This window comes from Streptomyces sp. NPDC101152 (genome assembly GCF_044768275.1).
GTDB lineage: Bacteria > Actinomycetota > Actinomycetes > Streptomycetales > Streptomycetaceae > Streptomyces.
Genome location: NZ_JBIWPO010000060.1, coordinates 19,259 through 37,460 on the forward strand (window position 1 = coordinate 19,259; position 18,202 = coordinate 37,460).

The 18,202-nt window shown below is 70.0% G+C and carries 24 protein-coding genes and 1 pseudogene; 15 read left to right on the forward strand and 10 right to left on the reverse strand.

Features of this window, described 5'->3' with window-relative positions:
* Window positions 1–3 precede the first annotated feature (3 nt).
* Window positions 4–846, forward strand: a complete 843-nt coding sequence (locus ACIRVK_RS39835) for an SGNH/GDSL hydrolase family protein (protein WP_404256085.1) — start codon at window positions 4–6, stop codon at window positions 844–846.
* A gap of 560 nt (window positions 847–1,406) precedes the next feature.
* Window positions 1,407–2,309 carry a PP2C family protein-serine/threonine phosphatase gene (locus ACIRVK_RS39840; RefSeq protein WP_404256087.1) on the forward strand — a complete coding sequence of 301 codons (903 nt, stop codon included), beginning with the start codon at window positions 1,407–1,409 and terminating at the stop codon, window positions 2,307–2,309.
* A gap of 28 nt (window positions 2,310–2,337) precedes the next feature.
* On the opposite strand, the gene ACIRVK_RS39845 is transcribed toward ACIRVK_RS39840, so the two are convergent.
* From ACIRVK_RS39845 to ACIRVK_RS39855, 3 genes are all read right to left on the reverse strand, one after another.
* Window positions 2,338–2,712 (reverse strand): STAS domain-containing protein, encoded by a 375-nt coding sequence (locus ACIRVK_RS39845; protein ID WP_404256089.1) that lies wholly within the window; start codon window positions 2,710–2,712, stop codon window positions 2,338–2,340.
* A 73-nt stretch (window positions 2,713–2,785) separates the two neighbouring features.
* On the reverse strand, window positions 2,786–2,950 hold the full coding sequence (locus ACIRVK_RS39850; RefSeq protein WP_404256091.1) for a hypothetical protein: 165 nt from the start codon (window positions 2,948–2,950) through the stop codon (window positions 2,786–2,788).
* Window positions 2,951–2,983: 33 nt separating this feature from the next.
* Window positions 2,984–3,268, reverse strand: a complete 285-nt coding sequence (locus ACIRVK_RS39855) for a hypothetical protein (protein ID WP_404256093.1) — start codon at window positions 3,266–3,268, stop codon at window positions 2,984–2,986.
* Window positions 3,269–3,433: 165 nt separating this feature from the next.
* On the opposite strand from ACIRVK_RS39855, the gene ACIRVK_RS39860 reads away from it, so the two are divergent.
* On the forward strand, window positions 3,434–4,054 hold the full coding sequence (locus tag ACIRVK_RS39860) for a DedA family protein (protein WP_404256095.1): 621 nt from the start codon (window positions 3,434–3,436) through the stop codon (window positions 4,052–4,054).
* Window positions 4,055–4,368: 314 nt separating this feature from the next.
* Here the strand turns inward: ACIRVK_RS39860 and ACIRVK_RS39865 are convergent, their stop codons facing one another.
* From ACIRVK_RS39865 to ACIRVK_RS39895, 7 genes are all read right to left on the reverse strand, one after another.
* Complete coding sequence (locus ACIRVK_RS39865; RefSeq protein WP_404256097.1) at window positions 4,369–4,527, reverse strand: hypothetical protein; 159 nt, start codon at window positions 4,525–4,527, stop codon at window positions 4,369–4,371.
* Window positions 4,528–4,560: 33 nt separating this feature from the next.
* Entirely contained in the window at window positions 4,561–4,761 is a 201-nt protein-coding gene (locus ACIRVK_RS39870) for a hypothetical protein (RefSeq protein WP_404256099.1), read from the reverse strand.
* Window positions 4,762–4,968: 207 nt separating this feature from the next.
* Complete coding sequence (locus tag ACIRVK_RS39875; protein ID WP_404256101.1) at window positions 4,969–5,169, reverse strand: hypothetical protein; 201 nt, start codon at window positions 5,167–5,169, stop codon at window positions 4,969–4,971.
* Window positions 5,170–5,205: 36 nt separating this feature from the next.
* Complete coding sequence (locus ACIRVK_RS39880; protein ID WP_404256103.1) at window positions 5,206–5,913, reverse strand: hypothetical protein; 708 nt, start codon at window positions 5,911–5,913, stop codon at window positions 5,206–5,208.
* A gap of 451 nt (window positions 5,914–6,364) precedes the next feature.
* Window positions 6,365–6,691: a hypothetical protein gene (locus ACIRVK_RS39885; protein WP_404256105.1), complete on the reverse strand. Its 327-nt coding sequence runs from the start codon at window positions 6,689–6,691 to the stop codon at window positions 6,365–6,367.
* On the reverse strand, window positions 6,692–7,009 hold the full coding sequence (locus ACIRVK_RS39890) for a hypothetical protein (protein ID WP_404256107.1): 318 nt from the start codon (window positions 7,007–7,009) through the stop codon (window positions 6,692–6,694). It lies immediately after the preceding gene.
* Window positions 7,010–7,451: 442 nt separating this feature from the next.
* On the reverse strand, window positions 7,452–7,754 hold the full coding sequence (locus tag ACIRVK_RS39895; protein WP_404256109.1) for a DUF6233 domain-containing protein: 303 nt from the start codon (window positions 7,752–7,754) through the stop codon (window positions 7,452–7,454).
* Window positions 7,755–8,049: 295 nt separating this feature from the next.
* Here ACIRVK_RS39895 and ACIRVK_RS39900 point away from each other — a divergent pair, with 295 nt between their 5' ends.
* The 12 genes and pseudogenes from ACIRVK_RS39900 (at window position 8,050) to ACIRVK_RS39955 (ending at window position 17,945) form a co-directional block, all read left to right on the forward strand.
* Window positions 8,050–8,523 (forward strand): nuclear transport factor 2 family protein, encoded by a 474-nt coding sequence (locus tag ACIRVK_RS39900; protein WP_099918068.1) that lies wholly within the window; start codon window positions 8,050–8,052, stop codon window positions 8,521–8,523.
* Window positions 8,524–8,548: 25 nt separating this feature from the next.
* On the forward strand, window positions 8,549–9,097 hold the full coding sequence (locus tag ACIRVK_RS39905; protein ID WP_404256111.1) for a TetR/AcrR family transcriptional regulator: 549 nt from the start codon (window positions 8,549–8,551) through the stop codon (window positions 9,095–9,097).
* A gap of 286 nt (window positions 9,098–9,383) precedes the next feature.
* Entirely contained in the window at window positions 9,384–9,809 is a 426-nt protein-coding gene (locus tag ACIRVK_RS39910) for an ATP-binding protein (RefSeq protein WP_404256127.1), read from the forward strand.
* A 425-nt stretch (window positions 9,810–10,234) separates the two neighbouring features.
* Window positions 10,235–11,434 (forward strand): PP2C family protein-serine/threonine phosphatase, encoded by a 1,200-nt coding sequence (locus ACIRVK_RS39915; RefSeq protein ID WP_404256113.1) that lies wholly within the window; start codon window positions 10,235–10,237, stop codon window positions 11,432–11,434.
* Window positions 11,435–12,123: 689 nt separating this feature from the next.
* Complete coding sequence (locus ACIRVK_RS39920) at window positions 12,124–12,465, forward strand: MerR family transcriptional regulator (RefSeq protein ID WP_404256115.1); 342 nt, start codon at window positions 12,124–12,126, stop codon at window positions 12,463–12,465.
* Between the two features lie 265 nt (window positions 12,466–12,730).
* Entirely contained in the window at window positions 12,731–14,416 is a 1,686-nt protein-coding gene (locus ACIRVK_RS39925; protein ID WP_404256117.1) for a ribonuclease J, read from the forward strand.
* Between the two features lie 64 nt (window positions 14,417–14,480).
* Complete coding sequence (locus ACIRVK_RS39930; RefSeq protein WP_404256119.1) at window positions 14,481–15,152, forward strand: hypothetical protein; 672 nt, start codon at window positions 14,481–14,483, stop codon at window positions 15,150–15,152.
* Window positions 15,153–15,157: 5 nt separating this feature from the next.
* Window positions 15,158–15,559, forward strand: a complete 402-nt coding sequence (locus ACIRVK_RS39935; RefSeq protein ID WP_404256121.1) for a hypothetical protein — start codon at window positions 15,158–15,160, stop codon at window positions 15,557–15,559.
* A 23-nt stretch (window positions 15,560–15,582) separates the two neighbouring features.
* A pseudogene (locus ACIRVK_RS39940) lies at window positions 15,583–16,208 on the forward strand (phosphoketolase); the annotation flags it as partial.
* A gap of 216 nt (window positions 16,209–16,424) precedes the next feature.
* On the forward strand, window positions 16,425–16,901 hold the full coding sequence (locus tag ACIRVK_RS39945) for a hypothetical protein (protein ID WP_404256130.1): 477 nt from the start codon (window positions 16,425–16,427) through the stop codon (window positions 16,899–16,901).
* 24 nt (window positions 16,902–16,925) lie between these two features.
* Window positions 16,926–17,078: a hypothetical protein gene (locus ACIRVK_RS39950; RefSeq protein ID WP_404256132.1), complete on the forward strand. Its 153-nt coding sequence runs from the start codon at window positions 16,926–16,928 to the stop codon at window positions 17,076–17,078.
* A 288-nt stretch (window positions 17,079–17,366) separates the two neighbouring features.
* Complete coding sequence (locus ACIRVK_RS39955) at window positions 17,367–17,945, forward strand: phytanoyl-CoA dioxygenase family protein (protein ID WP_404256123.1); 579 nt, start codon at window positions 17,367–17,369, stop codon at window positions 17,943–17,945.
* The last annotated feature ends 257 nt before the right edge of the window (window positions 17,946–18,202 follow it).

Below are 18,202 nucleotides of genomic sequence, written 5' to 3' on the forward strand. Positions count from 1 at the left end.
GCCATGACCAAGACCCCACCCAAGGCCATGACCAAGACCCCGACCAGGTCCAGGACACGAAGCCTCGTGGTCGGCCTGACAGGGCTGCTCCTGCTGACCGCCGCCTGCTCCGGCCAGTCGACCGTGACCGGCCGGTCCACGGCGACCGACGCGCCCGGCGGGCAGGGACCGTCCAAGACTGCGACCGGCTCGACCGCCGGACCGGGGCTGTCCAAGGTGCTCTTCCTCGGCGACTCCATCGCGGCGGGCGAGGCGCTTCCCCTGGCTGCCGCCTTCAAGGCCGGCGGCGTCGCGTTCCAATCGATCGCCGCGGACGGCGGCGGGAACGTCGTTGGACCGTTTTCCGACCACAATTGGAAGAAGCTGCCCCAGCAGATCACTTCCGCCAAGCCCACCGCGGTCGTCTACCAGCTCACCACCTACGACTGGGGCAGCAGGGAGGAGCAGCGGGCCGCCTACGACAAGCTGCTGACCACGGTGATTGGGGCCGGCGCGAAACTGGTCTTCGTCACCGCGCCACCGATCAAGCCCGACGACTTCTACAAGCCGCACATGGCAGACCTGAATCGCGCGCCCGACGCCGCCCAAGCGGTCGCGGCGGGTTCCTCGGGCCGGGCCGGCGTGCTCGACGCCCACGCGGTGTGGGGGAGCACCTACCAGCAGATCAAGGACGGCAAGGCCGACCGCAGCGTCGACGGCATCCACACCTGCCCGCAGGGTGCCGCTCGCTTCACCAGCTGGCTGCTCACCGAACTGGCAAAGCAGTTCCCCGGCTTCACCCCCGCGGCTCCGCAGTCCTGGGCCAACACCGGCTGGTCCGCGGACAAGCACTTCAAGGGCTGCTGACCAGCCGGAGCCCTCGCCATCGGGAGAAGCGCTTTTACGGCTCCTTCGTCTCCGACTCCAGCTTCGCTCCCGCTGCCAGGCCGCACCATGCAGCGCTACGCACGCGCTGCCCTCTGGCAGGACATGGTCACCGGACGCCGCACTCGCTCAAGTCGGCTCGACATGCACCAGGCCTACTTGCAACGGCGCATCGACGAAACCAACGGCAGCGAGGTTGGAAAACACTACTGAGGGATTGCCGGCCCCGCCGTGGGGGCTTTGAGGTGGCAGGAGGCCTTGGGTGGGGAAGGCGGAGGCGGTGGACGAGTTTGAGGTTGATGATGTGGTGCAGCGGGCGCTGGACCGGTTGACGCTGTTGGCGGAGGCGACGACGGCGTTGTCCAGCACGCTGGATTCGCGCAAGGGTCTGGGCCGGGTGTGCCGGATTCTGGTGCCGCAGCTGGCGGACTGGGTGGCGGTGGATCTGCTCGAGAGCGACGGCCGGCCGCGCCGGGTCAGCGTCGTGCACCACGATCCGGATGTGCTGCCGGTCGGGGGGGCTGACGGGGGAGTTGCCGCCCGTGCCGGAGGTGCCGGTGGGGCCGCTGGCGAGGGTGCTGGCCGGGGCCGGTCCGCTGCTGCTGACGTCGGCGGACCTGCCCGCCTTCGGGCAGGCGGCGGATCCGCTGCATGCGCGGCAGCTGGAGCTGTTCACGCTCCTGGGCACGGATACCGCGGTGGTGGCTCCGCTGCGGGCGCGCCGCCAGGTGCTGGGTGCGGTGACGGTGGGCCGGGGCGCCGGACGGGCGCCGTTGACCAGCAGTGATCTGGCGATGGTGGAGGATTTGGCACACCGGATGGCGCTGGGGGTGGACAACGCGCGGCTGCACCAGGAGACCCAGCACATCGCCGAGCGCCTCCAGCGTTCACTCCTGCCCGCGTTGCCGGAGACGGGGCCGCTGCGGCTGGCCGCCCGCTACCACCCTGCCGCGGCCACCGCCGAAGTCGGCGGCGACTGGTACGACAGCTTCACCCTGCCCACCGGCCACACCACGATGATCATCGGGGATGGGTATCCGCACGCGACCGCGACCTGCCTGTACGGGCTGCTGGGGGAGCGTGAGGAGGGTGGGTGGATGCTGGAGTTCTCCAGTGCCGGACACCCGCCACCGCTGCTGATCACCCATGACGGTGACACCCGGTATCTGACCGGCGGCCACGGCCTGCTGCTGGGTGTCGACCCCGACGAGCCGCGCCCGAACGCCACCGAGACGCTGCCCGCCCGCTCCACGGTGCTGCTCTACACCGACGGGCTGATCGAGCGCCGCGGCGAGGGCCTGGATGCGGGCCTGACGCGGCTGCGTCAGCACGCGGCCGCTCTGGCCCGCGAGCCCCTGGAGGTCTTCTGCGACGAGCTCCTCACCGGGCTGGCGGCCGACCACGGCGACGACGTCGCCGTCCTCGCCGCCCGCCTGCCCGCCTGACGGCTCCTGTCGCCGTGTGACGGTCGGCTCACCGTGCCTGCCGTGGCCAGGGCCACGACCGGGGAGGCGTCGCGAGTACGGATTCCACTTCGGCCAGGGCGAACAGCCGCGCGACCGCTGGCGTGAGCGGACCCGAAACGCCGAAGCAGACACCCGTTTGCCGGGCATGGTGATAGGCGTCGAGCAGGGTATTGAGTCCGGAACAGTCGCAGAAGGACACCTGGGTGAAGTCCAGTTCTACCTGCCGGGCCCCACTGGTCAGGGCGGGCAGCAGTGCGGCACGCAGCTGCGGGGCTGTCGTGTGATCCACCTCGCCCGCCACCGGAATGATCATCCGGCCGGGCGTCATCCTGCTGGAGATACGCAACCGGCCGCCGGACGCCTTCCCGACGCTGATTTCCATGGACCCAGCGTCCCGGCTCGAGCACGCTGGGTCAACGCTCTTCGGGCGCCGGGTGAACCTCGTCTCCGCCGTCTCACGTCCGGTACCGCGCCAGGACCCGCTGCAGTTCATCGGTCACCGTGTGGGGGACGGGGCGCGCCTGGGCCAGGTTCAGCACGTGTTCCGCCACCGTGTGCACGTCCAGGCCGAGGGCACGGGCGAGGTCCGCCAGGACGCGTCTCGTAGGTGTTGTGCGCACCCGTCCACGGTCCACCTCAGACTGTCCGCGGCGTCACCCGGCGGGCAGAGCTCCCTCCCCCAGGATGGCCACGAGCAGATGCCCCTGGGCGTCCGTGTGGGGCACTCCTGCCAGCCGCACGCTGCGTTCCTGTCCGTCGGGCCAGCACAACCGGGCCTCCGCGCCCCGCTGCATCGCGGCGGCGAGCCGTTGCGGCACGCCGTGCAGGAGGCCGGCCCACTGCGAGCCCTTGGGCGGCGTCAGCTCGCCCAGCTCGGCCTCGACGGGGACCTGCTCGTTTCCCACCAGCAGCACGGCGGACGAGGCAAAGGAGGACACACTTCAAGCCTGCCCTCAGACAGGCTTGCCTGCGAGCCGCTCCCGGACGGCGCTCGCCGAGTACCCAGGGGCTGACTGTCATGGCAGGAAGAGTGGCGGGGAGTCATCTTTGACCTGCCCTGCTGAGCGGCGTGCCGGCTCGGGGGCGCGGCGTACGGTGCAGGTATGGCGCCGCCCCTGCCGGGCCCGCTGGCCCACCTCGCTCCGCTGCTCAGTCATTACGGGTACTGGGGTGTTGGCGCCGTGGTCTTCGTGGAGGACTTCGGCGTCCCCGCCCCGGGCGAGACGATTCTGATCGCCGCCGGCATCTACGCGGGGGCCGGCAGGTTGAACATCGTGGCCGTCGCGGTGATCGCGTTCGTCGCGGCCGTCGCCGGCGACAACGTCGGCTACCTGATCGGCCGCTCCGGTGGCCGCGCCTTCGTCCACCGCTGGGGCCGCTACGTCTTCCTCACCCCCGAACGCTTCCGCAAGGCGGAGATGTTCTTCTCCCGCCACGGGGGCTGGATCGTCGTCGTGGCCCGCTTCGTCGAGGGGCTGCGCCAGGCCAACGGCATCATCGCCGGGACCAGCGGCATGCGCTGGCGCCGCTTCCTCCTCTTCAACGCGCTCGGTGCCGCGCTGTGGGTCGGCCTGTGGACGACGCTGGCCTACGCGGCTGGCACCCACATCACCACCCTCTACGACGAGATCACCCGCTACCAGCTCTACGCGCTCATCGCCCTCGGTGTCCTGGCCGCAGCATTGGTCGGGCGGCGCCTGCTGCAACGCAGACACCAGACCTGACCCGGCACATGCGGCCGCTCACCGTTCCGCCTGCGGCTGGGCTACGGACGACACGAGGCGACGACGGCAACGGGCACAAGTCCTCGGCGTCGGCATAAAAGCCGCCACCCAATGGGCCGACGCCGTCGGCAGTGCACGAACGGAGTACGCCGCTGACCTCAGCAAAGGCCGCCGTGCCGGCAGCGGCTTGATCGAGCCTCAGTCCTCCGACTGACCGCAGACATGCGCTCCTTTCGCACCGGACGGGCGCGGGTCTGGGGCGGCGCGAGGTCTGGTCGGGGCGCCCCAGGTCTGTCTGGGGCGCCCCGGTTGTGTCAGGCGGCGAAGACGGTCTTGGTCTCCAGGTAGGCGTTGAGGCCGTGGACACCGAACTCGCGCCCGATGCCGGACATCTTGAAGCCGTACGGCACGACGCGCCGGCACTCACCGCAGTTCTCCCGCAGCGGCGGCTTCACCCGACCGAGTAGGGGCACGGTCGTACCGCCAGCTGATCCTGCCGCGGCTGCCTACCCGCGCGTGCTGATGTGGCGCACGCCCGGGCCCCGCTTCTCCTGCACCGGTGCCATGCACCACTGGCACAGCGGCGACCCGCCGCTTCCGTACTTGTGGGTCTTGCGCTGGCAGACGGCGCAGGGGCCGACCTTGTCGCCGGGGCAGGTCAGTGCGGAGGGGTCGGGCTCGCTGATCGGGGGCGGGGGAGTCGTCATCGTGCGTCCTGTTCTGGGTGACGGGCACCCGCCACCTGGAAGCGCAGGATAGTCACCCGGATAGCACTTCCGTTCGATCCGCAAGCCGGACGGCCAAGTGCCTGACGCTGTCGGGGATCTTGGAAAGGCCTGATCTGGCGGACGATCGTTGAGCCAAACCGCTCCGAGGCAGCCTTGGGAGAAATCAGCCCGGCGGTCGGGCGCTGGTCAGCGCCGGCTGTCGTGGGCGGTGAAGACGTCCAGCAGGTCCTGCACGGGCACGTGCGCCTCCGCCGGATGGCGGAGAGTGCCGTCTGCGCAGACGACGTAGCGGGTGCGCCGTCCCTCGCGTTCGCGGCGTATGTAGGCGGCCTGTTCGAGGTCGGTGACGATGCTCTGCGCAGTGCGTTCGGTGATGCGGCACACCACGGCGACAGAGTCCTGGGGAAGGGACCGCGCGCCGTCTCAGGGTCGGTGCGGTCTGCCCGGCGATCCCGGCGCGGAGGGGCGCTGTGAGCGAGGGTGGTGGCGCCGGGGCTCCGCGGATGGCGATGCCGGGGGGCTGGGGGGAGTGAGTTTGGCGCCATCGGACCGGTCGGTCGACGACAGGGGTGCTCCCAGCCTGAAACGGTAGTGCTCCGAACCTGAGGATGCCGAACGCTGTGTCGTCGGGCGTTCCCCCTCGGGCTTCACCTTGAGGAAAGCCCGCGAAGCCGGTTGCGCAGCGGGGTGGGGTGGTTCGGCGGTCGCGTAGTGCTGCAGCGCGTTGGTCAGCTTGTGGAGTTGGCTCACGTTGATGTTGTGCAGGGCCGTGCCGATGATGCGGGTTGTGTCATCGGTGAGAGCCAGGAAGGTGGGGTGCAGGATGTACTTGCCCAGTTTGATCGCCGTCTCCAGCGTCTTGTCGCCGCGAGCCAGGTCGGTGACGAAGGTGGCGGTCCATCCCTCGGTCGAGGCGTGCGGCAGCATCAGCCGCCCCAGGACGTCAAAGGCATCGGCTGTGTCGCGCTCCCCGGGATGCGGTACGTCTTGCTGACCTGGCACTCCGGTGATGCCGAGGTCGGCTTTGGCCCAGCTGCGCGCCCGCAGGTGTACGGCGAGAGTGAGGGCGCTGCGGACGAAGTCCTCCTGCGCTGCGGCTCCAGCTGGCGGGTGGTCCGGCAGGTCGGGCACCAGCCTCCGTGCCTGCTCGAGCAGTGTGTCGAGGGCCTTGGACTGGTGGTCCGGGTCCGGAGGCTCGCGTCGCAGCTCCCGGGCCGCTTCCCGAGCGGCCGTCAGCATCCTGCGGGCCAGCCGGTCCAGCTGGCGGGGGTCGGGAGGAGGACATGGGGTAGGTTGCGGAGGCGGGTCCCTACGGTCGTTGGCGTCCACGCTGTTCCCCCTCCCCGGCCGCTCCAACAGGTATGGGTGGCAAGGCCGTTAAGCCCAGGATGCCCCGCCTGATGCCGCTTTCATAGGCTCAGAACCGAGCGCTGGCAGGCCGCACGCCAGGACAGCACGCCACCGCCCCCACCCGCCCGGTCCCGGCCGACTTCGCACAGGAGTCGCTCGACTTCGGCTGACCTGACGACAGCGGGGCCGGACAGGATCACCCTGTCCGGCCCCGCTGTCCGTTTCCGGCTGCTCACCGGCTGAGGCGGATACGCGGCCCCCACGCGAACTCGAGGTCGTCCAGCAGGACGTCATCCAGCTCCCCGTTCCACCGGCCGCGCAGGTGGAACGGGGCGGGCTCCATCCGCTCGCAGAGGATCAGGCTCTCGGGCTGGCCGACCAGGGCGTACCGACCGTGTGAGGCGGGTGTGCTGCCCGGTCCGTACGCGCGCAGCATCTCCTCCAGGCGCTGCACGTAGTCAGCCCGCTCGTCCTCGCGTACGGCGCTGAGGGCCACGTCCAGGACCTTGCGAGAGGCCTCGGGCAGGAACCAGTTGCCGGGTCGCTCAGTAGGAGGCACTCAGAAGTTTTTGTGACCGTGCAGGTCGTAGTGCCTCAGGCTCGGGTTGTAGGTGCAGTAGAAGGTGTACAGAATCACCGAATTGTGGTCAATTTCCCAGGCTACTTGCTTGAGGCAGGCATCACAGGTGGCGAAGTTGCCCGGAATGTACCAATCACCCTGCTGGGTGTTGTTGTTGCAGTCCATGACGCTCTTCGGGCTGGCCACGGCCTTGGCCGTCATGGGGGCTGCCGTGGCCGCGGGTGCGAATGCACCGCCAAGCCCGAGTGTGAGCACCGCCGTGAGGGCGGCGAAGACAGCCTTCTTCGAGACGTTCAAAGGGAACCTCCTGGCTACCGATCAGGGAGCGCGTGCCGGATGAGCGCCCGCGCCGGAAGTGAACGGCCGTGGTCGGCCGTCCCTCCGGCCTGAAAGAACAGCTGTTCACGTGGTGTTCGACAAGGGCTGTCGAACATCGACCAGACCCCCGTCGAGCGGCAGGGGCCTGGCCTGCTCGTTCGCGGGGACGGCCCGAACAGGCTTTCTCGGCTGGTTTGTTCTGGAGAGCCAGAACAAACCAGCTTACCTAGCGCTACCGCCCACAGGACAGGTCATAGGAGTGGCTGCTGTGGCGTTCGCCAAGACGTCACCGTGACGTCTGCGCGAACGCGGCCCTTCTTCTCCGCCAGGCCCTCGTACGGCACCGCGGCGAGCACACCACTGCATCCGCCCGGCGCTCGACCCGGGCCGTCCAAGCCGTCCCGTACTCGGGACAGATCACTTAATAAGTCGCCGATGATGTGCAGCTGGGTGTCGGGGCGGCAGAACGGGCAGGGCGGCACTGCCGCGGTGGTGAGGAGGCGGCGGCCTCGTCGCGGCTGACTGGGCGGTGTGAGCGGCCGGTCATGCCGCACTGGCCGCCGTGGACCTGGAGGGGCTCGCGGGTGGCCGTGTGCAGTTCGACGAGCCAGTCCGGGGGCTGGGGCCGGGTCCGGCGGCCGCGTTCCTCGTCGGCCTGCCGCTGCCGGAGGTGGGCGATTTTGCGGTTGATGCGCTCCAGCCACAGGGCGTGCCAGACCCGCATTCTGTGGAATCAAGTCTGTCAAGCGTCTTCAGCAGCGGCGGACTCACGGTCGCGGGGGAGGGCTAGGGGGCCCGGTGGCTGCTGTCGGCCGTGGGCGCCCTGACCGCCGTGGGCAGCCTCGCCGTCGTCGTGTGGGCCGCCCTAGGGAGGTGAGCCTGCTGCCTGCGGGGCGTTTTCTGGGCGCCTCCCTCCATGTGAACCGGATCGGGATCTGCTGGCGTCACCCGCTGCTCGTCTACCCGCAACGGCTGTCAGCGTGGTAGGTTATAGGTCGACCACTAACGTAGGAGTGAAGATGACAGTCAAGGAAGACGACGCCGCCCGCCGGGCCGCTGCCCAGCACGCCCTGGCCGAGCACCTGCGCCTTACCGCCGCGGGACGCGTCGAGGAATGGGTGGAGCTGTTCACCCCAGACGCGGTGCTCGAGTTCCCGTACGCGCCGGCCGGCGTGCCCCAGAGGGTGACCGGGCGAGACGCACTGGTCGCGCACATGAGCAACTTTCCCGAGACCTTCGACGTCGAGTTCGTCGACCTGGTGTTCCACGACACCGTCGACCCGAGTCTGGTGATCGCCGAGTTCCGCTCGAAGGGCACGGCGCTGCCGACCGGCAAGCCGTACGAGCAGGTGTGCATCTCCGTCGTGCGGACCGATGACGACGGGCGCATCACCCACTACCTGGACTACTGGAATCCGCTGGTGGCGATCGAGGCGCTCACACCCGACGACGTGCCGTCCGACTCTGACCTCAGCGTCACTTTTGGGGGCTGAGGGGAGCCGTGTTTGACTGACGCCTATGCCTGCCGCCGGTACCAGCACGAAGAGCGACGAACGACGCCGGGCCATCATGGCCGCCGCGGTCGACTGCTTCGCGCAAAAAGGTTTCTACGGTACGACGACGCACGAGATCGCAGCGTGGGTCGGCGTCTCTCAGCCGTACCTCTACCGCCTGTACCCGAACAAGGAAGCGCTGTTCGCGGCGGCGGTCGACCACGTGTCGGTCGTCATGACCGACACGCTGGTCGCTCACTCGCCGGCGTCGGGCGCGGCCGGCCTCTCGCCCGAGGCGGCGTTGGATGCCGCGCGCGACGCCTACGCCGCGCTCGTCGCGGACCGGAACATCCTGCGTTTCCTCATGCACGCGAACTGCGCCGTTGGCGAGCCGCTGGTGGCACAGGCCGTGCGCCGGTGCTACGCCAAGCAGGTTGACACCGTCCGGCAACTGCTGCGCGACGACGACGCTGTACGGCGCTGGTTCGGCGCCGGAATGCTCGACAACGTGGTCGCCGTGCTGGGTCTGGCCGACATCGATGAACCGTGGGCGCACGTCCTCACCGCTCGATGACCCGCCACCTGGGCATACGCTTCACCAAGCTCCCTGCCAGGCAACTGGCGATCGTGTCACCGGCCATCGTCGGCGTCCCGCCGGACCTCGGGTTTGCTCGGTCACAACGTGTGGGGGTGATTCTGCCCCGCCGGTGCCGCCGGATGCACTGCGCCCGGTGTGCTGATTGGCGCGCCGGTGGCATCGATCATGCCGTCGCTGGGTACTGGCGCGCGTGACCGGGGAGCGAGGGCGACAGGTGGAATCCCGCGTGGGCGATGGCTGTACGGGGCCGGCGGCGTACTTGATGCGCGCCGGCCACGCCCTCGACGGAGGCCCCGGCTGCATCGCGGACGCCCGCCGCTATGCCGTCGCCTTCCTCGACCGCGCCCGCGGCGACCATCACTTGCGCGTCCCCGCCCGGTCGGGGGACCTCACCCAACTGGTGGTCAGCGAGCTGGTGACCAATGCCCTCAAGTACGCCCCCGGCCCCGTCCTCCTGGAGCTGCGCATCACCACCCGCGACGTGGAGATCGTGGTGTGGGACAGCGATCCCGCGGTGCCGGCTGCCCGGGCGCCGGATCCCGACAGGATCGGCCAACACGGTCTGGAGATCGTCAAGGCTGTCACCGAGGACCTGCTCATCGAGCAGAAGCCGGTCGGCAAGCACATCACCGCCCGTATCACCCTCACCGACACCCCGGACGAGGCGACTGACCGCCCGCTCACCTAGAACGATTTCGGCCTCCTTCGGTTCAATGCCGCCGCCTGGCCCGCGCGTTGCCGGTGACAGACGCCGGCAGCGCGGCGACGTCGCTGGGGGAGTGGGCTCCCGGTTCCGCGGTCGGGGGCCACCATGGCGGCCGGCACCCCACTGGCTGTGGTGTGTCCGGAGGGAATCGAGGACGAGGCGGGGCGATTGTCGGCCTCCTCGTGGGGGAGACCCCCTCATGGGCGGCCGGGGGCGGCCGGGGGCGGTCGGCGAGCTGCTTGCACAGGCCGTTCGACGCCGGCTGTGCCACCACCAGGGTCCCTCGGCTCGGCGCGAGCGCCTGGACCTGAACACCGGCACCATCCCGAGGGGGGACGTGCTGAACGCCAGAATGCGGTGATGCTTGCCGTTTCGCGGGAAGAAGGGGCGTAACCAGGGAGGCGGATGTGCTGCGTTATCGGGTCGGGCTGTCGGATGTGCTGGCGGCGGTGGAGGACGCCGCACCAGTGGAGTCGCTGGATGTGGTGGCGCGCAACCTGCGTGAGCGGTTCGGTGCGCGGTACGTGTCGTTCCTGTTCGTCGACGTCGTCGGCCGGCGCCTGCTGCGGGTCAGCGACAACACCGCTACCCCGCACTATCGTCAGGCCGAACACGTCTCGCTGGCCGGCAGCGGCGTCTACGACCAGGTCCTGCGCACCCAGAAGCTGGTCCAGGCCTCGCACGACGGGCCGGAGCACGGGCAGCGGGTACTCGCCCCGGTCACCAACCGCGGCGACGCCATCGGTGTGCTGGAACTGTTCCTCACCGACACCACCAAGGACGTACTGGAGGAGATCGAAGAGGCCGCGCACGCGCTGGCCTACATCATCGTCACCGACCGCCGCTTCACCGACCTTTACCACTGGGGCAACCGCACCACCACGGTGAGCCTGGCCGCGGAGATCCAGCGTCAGCTGCTGCCCTCGGCCTCTTCCTGCGAGGCGCCCGAGTTCGACCTTGCCGGCGCGCTGGTCCCGGCCTCCGACATCGCCGGCGACACCTACGACTACTCCCTCGATAAGGGCACCCTGCACCTGTCCGTAACCGACGCCATGGGCCACGACGTGAACGCCTCGCTGATGGCCACCCTGCTGGTCAACGCCTCCCGCGGCGCCCGCCGCGCCGGTGCTGACCTGGCCGAACAGGCCCGCCAGAGCCACCAGGCTCTCCTCGAGCACGGCCGGCGCACCTTCGCCACCGGACAACTGGTGCGCGTCGCCCTGGACGGAAGCGGCGCCGAGCTCGTCAACGCCGGCCATCCCTGGCCGCTGCGGCTGCGTGAGGGCAAGGTCGAGGAACTGCGCCTGGCGGTGAACCTGCCGTTCGGCGTCTCCTGGCAGGGCGCCTACCAGGTCCAAGACATCGACCTGCGCCCCGGAGACCGCCTCGTTCTCTACACCGACGGCATGCAGGAACGCGAAGCGCGCACCGTCGACCTGGCCGGCCTTCTCCGTGACACGGCCGCCGAACACCCCCGTGAGGTGGTGCGCACGCTCGTCGGCGCGGTCTCCGATGCCTACGGCGGTCGGCAGCCGCGAGATGACGCCACCGTCCTGTGCCTGGACTGGCACGGCCCCCACACGGCAGTCCCGCCCCACCTCACGTGACGCAGACGCCATTCGCCTGGTCTTTCCGCGAACGGAACTGCTCAGTGTGCCGCCGGCCGGCCCGGCCGCTGCAGGGGTCGTGCCCGGGGCCATGGTCTGTGCCGTGAACCCTCGGCGGCCCCGTGTCGCTCGTGCGCTGTCCATCACCGCCCCGGACCAGGGGTTCAGGTCCCAAGGATGTGCCTGCTGCACCGGGCTTCAACCCGGGACATCACTCTTCCGGCTCTACCTGCGGAAGAAGTCCAAGCCCCGGGCATAGAGAAAACCTGTCATGGCGACAGTAGACATTGGGGCGTTATGGGGGTACCGTTCTGCCTGTACTCAGGAAGTTGAAGTGGGCACGGCAGACATGAACTGCCGTGCCGGTAGGTCAAGCAGGACACGACCCCATGAGGGGCGTGAGCAGTACCCGTGGTATCCAGCTGTACAACCGAGTAACTGAAGGTAAGGAGCGAGACGCCATCAGGATCGCCCGGGCGAGGAAGCACTCCGCCTGGGTACCGCAAGGCCCCGGATTGGAAGGTGGTCCCCGGTCACGCATCCGCGATCCCCGCACCCCCGCCCTCCCAGGCGGGACCTGCGGACAACAAGCCCGGCCCGGTCGGCCGGTAGATGGTGTTGAGAGCTCGGGGCCCGGGCGCCGTCGTGGCGCCCGGGCCCCCCGACGCGCCCGCTGAAAGAAGAGGTCTATGCCCCCTGGCAGTCCGCACGCCGTCACCCCCCTGGATGACGACGACTACCCCGCCTACACCATGGGCCGGGCGGCCGAGATGCTCGGCACCGCCCCTGCCTTCCTGCGCACCCTGGGCGAGCACCGCCTGATCAGCCCCTTGCGCTCCGAGGGCGGCCACCGCCGCTACTCCCGTTACCAGTTGCGTATCGCCGCCCGCGCCCGCGAACTTGTCGACCAGGGCACCCCGATCGAGGCAGCCTGCCGCATCATCATCCTCGAAGACCAGCTCGAAGAAGCCCAGCGCATCAACGAGCAGCTGCGCGCAGCAAACCGCGAGCAGCCGACGACCTCGGCCTGAACAGGCAGACACTGACTGCCGACGGGGCAATGAGTTCTGCCCTTTGCGTGTTACTTCGGCCGATGCGGCGCGGCTGGGGCCGAGGCGGCGGATGCCGGGGATGGCGGCGTGGAGTACCTCTTGGCTTGGGGCTGGGCAGGGGGCAGAGGAGAGGGATGCAGACCTGGGCGCCCGTACGTCTTCACCGCGCGGGTCATATCGAGCGCTCGTTGGATCGCACAGGCAGTGGATCATCTTGTCCCGCTTTCCGGGTACCGTCAGGGGTATGAGTCATCCGCACCCCGAGCTGAAAGCCGCCCCGCCCCTTCCGGAAGGAGGGCTGCGGGTCATCGCCCTGGGCGGCCTGGGTGAGATCGGCCGCAACATGACCGTCTTCGAGCACGCGGGCAAGCTGCTCATCGTCGACTGCGGCGTGCTGTTCCCCGAGGAGACCCAGCCCGGCGTGGACGTGATCCTGCCGGACTTCACCTCGATCCGTGACCGGCTGGACGACATCGTGGCCGTGGTCCTCACCCACGGCCACGAGGACCACATCGGCGGCGTGCCGTACCTGCTGCGCGAGCGGTCCGACATTCCCCTCGTCGGCTCCAAACTGACGCTCGCGTTCCTGGAGGCCAAACTCAAGGAACACGGCATCCGGCCGCGCACGGTGCGGGTGCGGGAGGGCGACCGGCGTGGCTTCGGCCCCTTCGACTGCGAGTTCGTGGCGGTCAACCACTCCATCCCCGACAGCCTCGCCGTCGCGATCCGCACCCGGGCCGGGATGGTGCTGCACACCGGCGACTTCAAGATGGACCAGTTCCCCCTCGACGACCGCATCACCGATCTGCGCGCCTTCGCCCGCCTCGGCGAGGAAGGCGTGGACCTGTTCCTCACCGACTCCACCAACGCCGAAGTACCCGGCTTCACCACCTCCGAGCGAGAGCTGAACCCGGCGATCGAGCAGGTGATGCGCACCGCGCCGCGCCGGGTCATCGTCTCCAGCTTCGCCAGCCACGTGCACCGCATCCAGCAGGTCCTGGACGCAGCCCACCAGCACGGCCGCAAAGTCGCCTTCGTCGGCCGGTCGATGGTCCGCAACATGGGCATCGCCCGTGACCTGGGCTATCTGAAGGTCCCCTCCGGTCTGGTCGTGACCACGAAGGAGCTGGAGAAGCTCCCGGACCACAAGATCACTCTGGTGTGCACCGGCTCCCAGGGCGAACCGATGGCCGCGCTGTCACGGATGGCCAACCGCGACCACGTGATCCGCATCGGCAAGGGCGATACCGTCCTGCTCGCCAGCTCCCTCATCCCCGGCAACGAGAACGCCATCTACCGGGTGATCAACGGACTCACCCGGTGGGGCGCCCACGTGGTCCACAAGGGCAACGCCAAGGTGCACGTCTCCGGGCACGCCAGCGCCGGCGAACTCGTCTACTGCTACAACATCGTCAAACCCCGCAACGTCATGCCCGTGCACGGCGAATGGCGCCACCTGCGGGCCAACGCCGACCTCGCCATCCGTACCGGTGTCGACCCCGACCGGATCGTCATCGCCGAGGACGGCGTCGTCGTCGACCTCGTCGACGGACGCGCATCCATCACCGGCAAGGTCCCCGCCGGCAACGTCTACGTGGACGGCATGGAAGTCGGCGGCGCCACCGAAGCGTCCCTCAAGGACCGCCTCACCCTCGCCGCCGAAGGCGTGGTCACGGTGGTGGCGATCGTCGACGCGGACACCGGCGCCCTCGCCGAGGCCCCCGACTTCCTCGCCCGCGGCTTCGTCCACGACGACACCACCTTCGAACCGGTCATCCCCGTCATCGAGAAGACCCTGGCCACCGCCGCCGAGGAAGGCGTCGGGGACGCCCGCCAACTCGAACAACTCCTCGCCCGCGCCGTGGCGAACTGGGCGTTCCGCACCCACCGCCGCAAGCCCCTCATCATCCCCGTCATCATCGACGCCTGAATTACCGCCCGACAGCACGGCCGCCGGTTCGGGCCGCGGCCTCGCCGACGAACTGCCGGTCCGGGTGTCCTTCGCCCTGACCGTCGCATCCTCCGAGCACCTCCCCGCCGAGCGCGGCCCGGGCGGCTGGAAGCACCGACAGTCTGCTGGCCACCACCGATCGCCTGCTGTTCGCGAGCCAGGCCGCCGCCGCGCCAGCGGGGGAGAGGGTGGCATCATCGCCGTCACCCAGCCCCCGCTGCCCGTCTCCACGGCCCCGACCCGTGACCACCGATCCCTGCTCCCGCTGCCGGCCGGACCCGAGACCCTGCACGTTCTCGCCCGCCCGCTCAGCGCTGGCACCCGCAGCATGCTGTTGCTGCCCTGCGCTGGACCGACCGGCCTGCGCGGCAAACGGCTGCGCGTCACGTTCCCCGACGGCCGCGGCCGCACCGCCGTCGCCGTCTCCGTGCGCGGCCAGGCCGCCATCTCCGTCCCCGCGGAGACCACCGCGACGATCGCGCCCCACGGACCAGGCATTCCGCTCGCCCTGCAGCCCATCCGGGAGCGGGCCGCCCACGGCGTGCCCGACGACCTGACCGCCGCGCTGGAGCGCGCCGAGCCGGACTGGTCGGTGCTGCCCGCACATGAGCAGGCCCAGATGCTGCACCTGATCACCGAATCGGCCACCGCCGACATCCGCACCGCCCGGATCACCGCCGTCATCGACGCGGTCGCCACCCGCACCCGGAGCTGATCGACATGACCACCACAACGGACTTGGACCCGGGCACCGGCCCCGCGTCCCGGCCGACCGGCCCGCCCTTGGGCTTCCCCGACTGGACTCTCGCGGCACGCCAGGCCGCCGATGCTGTTCCCGACCAAGCCATCGACGCCCTGTGGCGCGCGCTGAACTACCTCTCGGCCGCTCAGCTCTACCTGCTCGACAACCCCCGCCTCGCCCGCCCGCTCAGGATAAGCGACATCAAGGCCACCCCGGGTGGGCACTGGGGAGTCTGCCCGCCGGTCAACTACCTGCTCGCTCACCTCGGGCCGCTGAACGCCTGGCGGCCCGCCGACTGCGAACTGATCGTGCTGCACGGCGCCGGGCACGCCGGACCGTCCGCGCTCGCCCACGCCTACCTCACGGCTCGCTGCACCTGACCGGGAAGGGGCCCGGCTGGTCGATGCCCGACCTGCGGGCCTTGATTACAGGCTTCCCGCACACCGAGCGGTTCGGCGGAGAGATCACACCGCTCATCCCCGGGGTACGGCACACCGGCGGACAGCTCGGGCCCGCGCTCGCCGTCGCGCAGGGCATGGCGCTCGACGCCCCGCACCGTCTCGTCGTCCCGCTGATCGGCGACGGAGAACTGGAGACCCGGGCGACCGCCGCGGCGTGGCTCGCCCGCCGCGCCCTCGTCGGCAGCGGGTACCACGGGGCGGTGCTGCCCGTCGTACTGGCCAACGGGTTGAAGATGGGCGGCCCCCCCTGCTCGCCGGCATGAGCACAAGCAAGATCCAGGCTTACTTCACCGGCCTCGGATACACACCCCTGATCGGCGACGGCACCGATCTGCCAGCCTTCCGCCGGCTGCTGGACGCCGCCTTCACCCGGGTGCGCCCGCGGGACGAGGCCGGGCCGCAGCCTGTGATCGTGCTGACCATGCCCAATGGCCACACCGGCCCCGTGCAGGTGGCCGGACGGCAGATCGCTGGAACCCCGGCCGTCCACAAGACGCCGCTGAAAAACCAGGCCCACGACGACGCCGAGCTCGCGGCACTGACGGCGTGGCTGACCTCCTACCGGCCGGCCGAGCTGTTCACCGCCCAAGGCCGTCCTACCGACCGGGTCCGCCAAGCCCTGCCCGGGCCCCCGACCGAGGCGGGGACCGCCCCGCCTCCGACCTCGCCGGCAGCACGCAAGCTCCGGTCCCGGCCGGATGTGTCCGCGGTCATCCGCGAGCGCGCGGCGCACGGCGCCTTCCGCCTGTTCAGTCCCGACGAGCTCGCCTCCAACCGCCTTCGGGTGACGGAGTACGGCTCGTCGTCGGCCTGGGCCGTCGAAATTCTCAACGAGGAGATCTGCCACGGCTGGCTCCAGGGCTACACCGAGACCGGCCGGGATGCCCTGCTCGCCACGTACGAGGCCTTCGCCGCGGTCAACACCAGCCTGCCCGTCCAGCACCTCAAGCACCGGCGCCTGCGCTATCGCGCCGGACACGGCGGTCTGCCCTCCGTCAACTACTTGATCACCTCGCTGGGCTGGCGCAACACCTACACGCACCAGAACCCCAGCCTGGCCTCCTCACTCCTGGACGTTGAGGACAGCTTCGTGCACGTCTACACTCCGGCGGACGCGACGCGGGCCGCAGCCGTGCTCTCCGTCATGCTCACCGGTCGCGACCGCGTCAACGTGCTGATCACCGACAAGCACCCCGGGTCCGCCTTCCCGCCGGACCCCTTCCGCGAGGAGCTCACGGACGGCGCCGCCGTCTGGCCCTAGCTGAGCCACCGCGGCATCCCGGACATCGTCCTCGCCTCGGCCGGCGACGTCCCGGCTCGCGAGCTGACCGCCGCGGTTGCCGCCCTGCGCCGCTCGTACCCAGAAGCCAAGAGCGGCCTCTCGGCCGCCACCCTGTGCGCCCAGGCCACGCACCTGCTCAAGGGGAGCAGCTCATGACGCTCGACAAGGCATACCGACCGGATCCGGACATCCACGACGCGTTCGAGCGCGATGGATACGTCGTCCTGCGTGACGCCATCACGCCGGAGTGGCGTAAGGAGGCCGCCGCCGCGGCAACGCGGCTGCTCGCCAGCGACCGCATGCTCGGCCGGGACCGCAGCGTGGACGGCAAGGACGGCTTCCGCGGCATCGTGGCCATGGACGACACCACCTTCCTGCCCTTGGTGGCCAACCCCGACCGTGCTGCCCGTCGTCGTCGCGCTGCTGAGTCCGAACGTGTACCTGATGTCCAGCAACCTCATCCACATCCCATCCATGCCGTCTGGTGCTCCGCGGACCATCCGCGTGCCCGAACGGCACGGCTGGCACCGCGACATGAGCACTGCCACCCGCGACCTCGGCGTCGACTCCGTCCGGCGAATGTCGATCAAGGCCGCCTACTACCTCAGCGAGCTCAGCCCGGACGCGGGCGTCACCATGGTCGTCCCCGGCAGCCACACCGACACCGGCCCCGTCACCGTCCCCGCCGGGGCCATCGACCCGCCTGGGGCCATTACTCCCGACGTCGGGTCGTGCGACGACATGCTGTTCGAGAACCGTCTCTGGCACGCGGGTGGCCGGAATACCTCCGGCCATCCCCGGCTCGCGGTCATGATGCAGTACGGCTACCGCTGGCTCGCCGCCATCGACGACCCTGCCCCCGAACTGCTGCAACGCGAGGGCATCAGCGACATCGAACGGCAGTTGCTGGGCCAGCCGGACCGGCACCTGGACGGCTCCATCGCACACGAAGGCGCAGGCGCCGCCCCCCTACGCACCTGGTGGGAGCACCTCACCCCACACCCGGCTCGTTTACCGAAATGACACCGCCGCACGCCCCCGACCGAAAGCGAGGACTCACCGGATGACCGCCGCCCGCACCCCGTTACCTTTCTCGTGGCCCCGCAAAAGGGGCGCCTGGCCCCCGGGTCCGGTATGGCTGTTTGCCCCCTGTCGCACGCATGACCTGGGGGGTGTTGCCGCCGAGCCTCGGGGCACCGCTTGACCGCTGATGAGGGGCCTGACGACCGCCCGGTCCGGTGCAACGCCGGACCGCTTCAGGGCGGGGATGTCTGCGTAAC